We start from the raw sequence: 5,991 nt of genomic DNA on the forward strand, positions 1-5,991 counted from the left end.
AAAACAGACAGTCATTTCCTGATTTACAATGTCAAAAAGTTAGGCGATGAATTAAAACAGATTGCCCTCATGGTTATCTTTGACCAGATTTGGAATCGGGTAGTGAAAAATCAAAAACTAGGGAAGAAAACCTGGATATACTTTGATGAAATGCAGCTTCTTTTATTGGACAAATATGCCTCTGATTTCTTCTTTAAACTCTGGAGTCGTGTCCGTAAGTATGGGGCGATACCAACTGGCATTACTCAAAATGTGGAGACACTTCTTTTAGATGCCAATGGTAGACGTATTATTGCCAATAGCGAGTTCATGATTCTTTTAAAACAGGCTAAGAGCGATCGAGAAGAATTGGTGCATATGCTTGGGCTTTCTAAAGAGCTGGAGAAGTACTTAGTCAATCCTGAAAAAGGGGCAGGCTTAATTAAGGCCGGTTCCACCGTTGTCCCATTCAAGAATAAGATTCCACAACACACCAAGCTCTTTGACATCATGAGTACGGACCCTGAAAAAATGAGGACATGAGATGAAAGAGGATAAAAAGGTAGTCAAACAAGCCAGGCAAAACTTTCGAAGCAACTTAAAATCAGCTCGTATGCATTATCGGAAAGAAGTTAGGACCTTAAAACAGACTGTTCCTAAAAAAGGAAGATTTCGAAAATCAGCCAAAAATTCTCTGTTTCAAGGAAAGAAAACAGAGTTAAAAGGAAATCTACTCAGTAGCCAAAAGGAAGCAGAAGAGAAGTTCCTAAAAGAAATTACCTATGTGTCTCCTAGACTGTTGAAGGTAAAGGAAATCAAGAACTATCGACTTCCTCAAGCTCAAGAGCGTTTGCGGACGGCAAGAAAACATCTGTCAGAAGTGAAACTAAGTGAGAAACAACAGGCAGTTAATCCCAAGTTTACTTTCCAAAAAGAAAATCCTTCCCTGAAGTCTCGCTTTCAGTTTCACCAAGAAAAATCATTTGATCGACTCAGTGCAGAAAAAGACGTAAGTTCTGCCAAGCGTGAAGTCAAACAACTCAAGAAAGTCCAAAAGACTAAGAAAAACTCTACCAAAGTCAAAGTTGGATTAGGCTTAGCTGCATCTGAATCCCTTGACCTGATAGCACAGGAGGATGATTTAGATGGTCTAAGAACCTTAAAGGATACTAGCTTGAAAGCCAGACGCTATGGCAGTTTTACCTATCAAGCAGGTAAAGTGGCGGTGAAAAGTGGTCAGACTGGTGTGCGGTTTACCAAAACAAAATTTTCTCATGGAAAGGAACGATTCCAAAACTTCAAAAAGGGAAAAGGATTCACACGCCAGAAACCTCTTAAACCACAAAGACGCTACCAGACCTTCTTAAAGCATGCCAGAAAGCACAGTCTAGCAGGAGTTAAGGGGGTTGTCCAAGCCATTAAGGGAAGTCTGACCTTCTTTTCTGCTATTGCGGGAAATCCTTTGACTTGGATTGTCTCAGGCATTCTCTTGATACTCCTTTTGATTATGAGCTTTTTCATGAGTGTCTCAGGTAGCAGTGTCATTCAACAAGATGAGATGGAGTTGACCAAGGCCTATACCCAGATGACGTGGGAAGATGCGGAACATACGAGAACCAACGATAAAGGGATTACCTACTACACCAAGATTGATGAGGTCATGGTTTACATGAATCATCAATACCAAGACTACAAGCTTGACGATGTCATGGAAACAGGTGGTGCGACCTACAAAGTATTTCTCAGTCAAGTCTGGACGGACTTAAATGGTGGAGACTCTATTAAATCCATGTCTGACTTGTATAAAGAACCTGCTTACAAGCTGTCAGATGAGGACCAGGAAGAACTAAAGGAATTGACCGAAGAAGGCAACTATTTAGCTCTTCAAGAATTGGACAATCCCTTTCAGGGACAGACCGATGAGGATAGCTTAAACATGACCTACCGATTTGGTTATGAGGTCATTGATGAGAAACCAACGCTTCATCACCATATCATCTTAGAAGCAAAAGAAGGCCAAGTCATTGTGGCTCCGATGGATGGTAAGGTATCTCTTGATGGAGAGAACATTGTTTTGACATCAGGTAAGGGAGTGAATAAGACTAAACTAACCTTGTTTGGCATTCATTCAGGTCGTGTGAGTGAACATCAACAAGTCTTGGCAGGAGACATTATTGGTCAGACCAAAGACGGAACGGGTCTAAAAGTCACCTATCAAAAGGTTGATGATGACACGGATAAGTTGGTCTATGTCAATCCAGCTTTCTATTTTCCGAATGTGATCCAGGTTCAGACCACCATTCTTCCAACTATCGGTCAATTTGGTGGCGACGAGTTCGAGAGAGCAAAGGCTATTTATGACTATCTCAAAAGCAAAGGTGCGACAAATCAAGCTATTGCGGCCATTTTAGGAAATTGGTCGGTAGAATCTTCCATTAATCCGAAGCGTGCAGAGGGCGACTATCTATCTCCACCTATTGGTGCGACAGACAGTTCGTGGGATGATGAGGGTTGGCTTTCACTTAATGGTCCAACAATATACAATGGACGTTACCCAAATATTCTTAAACGTGGTTTAGGCTTAGGACAATGGACAGATACCGCAGATGGTTCACGCAGACATACCTTATTGCTCGAATATGCCAAAGGAAAACATCAAAAGTGGTATTACTTGGGGTTACAACTGGATTTCATGTTGCATGGGGATAGTCCTTATTACACTAACTGGTTAAAGGACTTCTTCAAAAATTCAGGAAGTCCAGCTAGTCTTGCCCAACTCTTTCTCATTTACTGGGAAGGAAATTCAGGGGATAAGCTACTTGAGCGTCAGACACGAGCAAGTGAGTGGTATTACCAAATTGAAAAAGGCTTTAGTCAACCCAACGGTGGGACTGCACAAAGCGATCCAAAAGCACTTGAAGCTGTACGAGGAGATCTTTTTGAAAACTCTATTCCAGGAGGTGGTGATGGTATGGGCTATGCCTACGGTCAATGTACGTGGGGAGTCGCAGCCCGTATCAACCAACTGGGTCTAAAACTCAAAGGTAAGAATGGTGAGAAGATTCCAATTATCAGTACCATGGGCAATGGCCAAGATTGGGTACGGACAGCCGCAAGCCTCGGTGGTGAAACAGGCACGACTCCGAAAGCAGGAGCTATACTCTCATTTGCGGGTGGTGGACATGGCACACCAACAGAATACGGGCATGTGGCTTTCGTCGGTGCGAGACGTTTCTAACTGAAAAGGTTAGACACGTTCTTGAAAAATCAACCTGATAATCAGGTTAAATTTGAAGAGAATGGAGAACTCTTATCTTGAAAATTGGAATGAAGGGGTAACGCCCTGAAACGATTTCTCTAATACTCCGACATGCGTTTATCTGATGCAAAGGTAAAGGTATGAAGCTCGGTGAAGTCGGCTGAAAGATACCGTCATTCTTAAGGACTTAAGAATCGAAAGTGTTCCAGAGGTGGGATATGTATCTGATAGGTCGGGAGTCATTAAAAACTAAATAGGGTGAGAATGTGCATGAGCACTGACGAACCAGCGAATGTACGCTCCGAAGGCGAGTACGTAGAAATGCGTATAGCAACGTAAGTTGTTTCGACTTGAGGAAGAGTAAGAATCGACGATATGAAATTCCTTGTTATGTTACAGGCATATCAAAGTTGAAGGGGTATAGCTAGGCACCTAAGTTTAGTATTGATAAAGATAAGGGAACGTCGAAAGCTAGAGATGTGGAGGTTGCACAACCAGCGAAGCAATGGAAAGGAAATCATAACTTTCCTTAATCTCTAGTGAGAGTGGTGGCACGACCTTTGAAAGTGTTGTAATGATACTGGAGGAACAGCCACTAGTCAATAGTGTATTGTTATGAACTTTATCATTTCATGGATTCTTGTAAGACATAAAAGGTCACGAATCCAAAGAGAGGAGTGATAGACCATGACGAAAACCAAAAATGATGACAAACTATTAAAACGTCAAAAACTAAGGTATGCAGAATACTATGGCATGACCAAAATATTTGACGATTTATATTCCAAAAGTCAAAATGGATTCAACTTTAAGAATTTGATGAACATTATCACATCTCCCGAAAATATACTACTCGCTTATCGTACCATAAAGCGGAATGGTGGTAGTCAAACCGAGGGTGTAGATGGTGTTACCATTAAAGACTTAGAAAATTTGACCCAAGAAGACTTTATCTCTAAAGTTCAAAGAAGATTTCAACATTATAGACCCAGAAAGGTCAGAAGAGTAGAGATTCCTAAACCAAATGGAAAGAAAAGACCACTAGGCATTCCCTCAATGTGGGATAGGATTGCTCAACAGTGTATTTTACAAGTGTTAGAGCCAATATGTGAAGCTAAATTTTACAAACATAGTTATGGATTTAGACCTCTACGGTCAGCTGATAACGCTATTATGGACTGTATGTATCGTATGAATAAAAGTCATATGACTTATGTCGTTGACGTTGATATTAAAGGCTTTTTTGATGAAGTGAATCATACTAAGTTAATGCGTCAAATCTGGACCTTAGGCATCAGGGATAAACAACTTCTAGTGATTATTCGAAAAATGTTAAAAGCACCAATTGTTCTTCCGAATGGAAAAGTGAGCCATCCAACTAAGGGCACACCACAAGGAGGTATCCTATCTCCGCTACTTGCCAATATCAATCTTAATGAATTTGATTGGTGGATAGGACGACAATGGGAAGAAAGAGATTGTAAGGAATTAGTTCCTCAATATAATTCCAAGGGAACAAGGCACAAGTCACATGTTTATAGAAAGCTGCGAGCTTCAACGACACTAAAAGAGATGTATATTGTTCGATATGCGGATGATTTTAAAATCTTTTGTCGAAATAGGAATGAGGCAGAGCGAACGTTTAAGGCTGTAAAATTGTGGTTAAAAGAGCGACTTAACCTTCCTGTTTCGGAGGAAAAATCTCAAATTACCAATCTGAGAAAGAAAAGCAGCGAATTCCTTGGGATTACTTTAAAGCTGGTTTCTAAGAATAATCGTTTTGTCTGTTTTTCTCATGTTGCACCGAAAGCCAAGAAACGTATTAAACATCAACTGAAACAACAGATGAAATTGATACAAATTAAAGGTGTTAAAGAAACAATTATTCGTGAAATACAGAAGTATAATAGTATGGTTATCGGTATTCATAACTACTATAGTATGGCAACACATGTGAGTAAGGATTTAGAAGAAATTCATTATCAGCTTTACCTCTCTTTTAAAAATCGATTGCAGGCGAAAGGTCTGACAAAAATAGGAGAATACAAGGGAAAAGATAAAGGGGTTCTCCCTTACCTTCAATCTCAAAATATTCGGTACTTAATGGGTTATCCAATTCTTCCAATTAGCTATGTCAAGACGAGGACATTAAAAGGAAGAAATAAGAATCTGAATAGGTATACTCCTGAGGGGAGAAAATTGATTCATAAACAACAGGAATCTGTTGAAACATGGAAATTAAAATGGCTGAGAGAACACCCAATTATAAATAAGCGTGCAACAGTTGAATATAACGATAATCGAATTTCTTTATTTGTAGCTCAAAAAGGGAAATGTGCTGTAACCGGTCAGGAATTGGATATGGATGATATTCATTGTCACCATAAGAGACCTTGGTCAGAAACAAAGGATGACTCTTATAGGAACCTTATCATTGTTGGACGAGATAGTCATCGCCTTATTCACGCAACAAATGAGAAGGCTATCAAAAATCTCTTTCAGCTTTTGAATTTGAGTAATACAGGACTGACCAAATTAAATCAGTTGCGTGAACTTGTAGGAAATCCACCATTATTGAAAGAAAATTTGAACTTAGAATAATCATGTTAATCATATTAATATAGCACGATAAAGCAAAATCGTGATAATACACTATTGATGGAACGCCGTGTGCGGTGAAAGTCGCACGCACGGTGTGAAGCGGGGGAAAAGATGGAGATAGTATCAAAGTTTTACCTATCGCTATAAAAAGT

The 5,991-nt window shown here is 39.8% G+C and carries 2 protein-coding genes and 1 pseudogene; all 3 read left to right on the plus strand.

Annotation, left to right across the window (positions count from 1 at the left end):
• Positions 1 to 522, plus strand: a pseudogene (locus tag J5566_RS10245) (VirB4-like conjugal transfer ATPase, CD1110 family); the annotation flags it as partial.
• A 1-nt stretch (position 523) separates the two neighbouring features.
• Positions 524 to 3,217, plus strand: coding sequence for a phage tail tip lysozyme (locus J5566_RS10250; protein WP_208563167.1), 2,694 nt, complete (start codon positions 524 to 526; stop codon positions 3,215 to 3,217).
• Positions 3,218 to 3,925: 708 nt separating this feature from the next.
• The gene (gene ltrA / locus J5566_RS10255; protein ID WP_105118400.1) at positions 3,926 to 5,839 is read left to right on the plus strand and encodes a group II intron reverse transcriptase/maturase; all 1,914 of its coding nucleotides are present in this window, start codon (positions 3,926 to 3,928) and stop codon (positions 5,837 to 5,839) included.
• Positions 5,840 to 5,991 lie beyond the last annotated feature (152 nt).

It is taken from the genome of Streptococcus suis (assembly GCF_017601095.1).
GTDB lineage: Bacteria > Bacillota > Bacilli > Lactobacillales > Streptococcaceae > Streptococcus > Streptococcus suis_Z.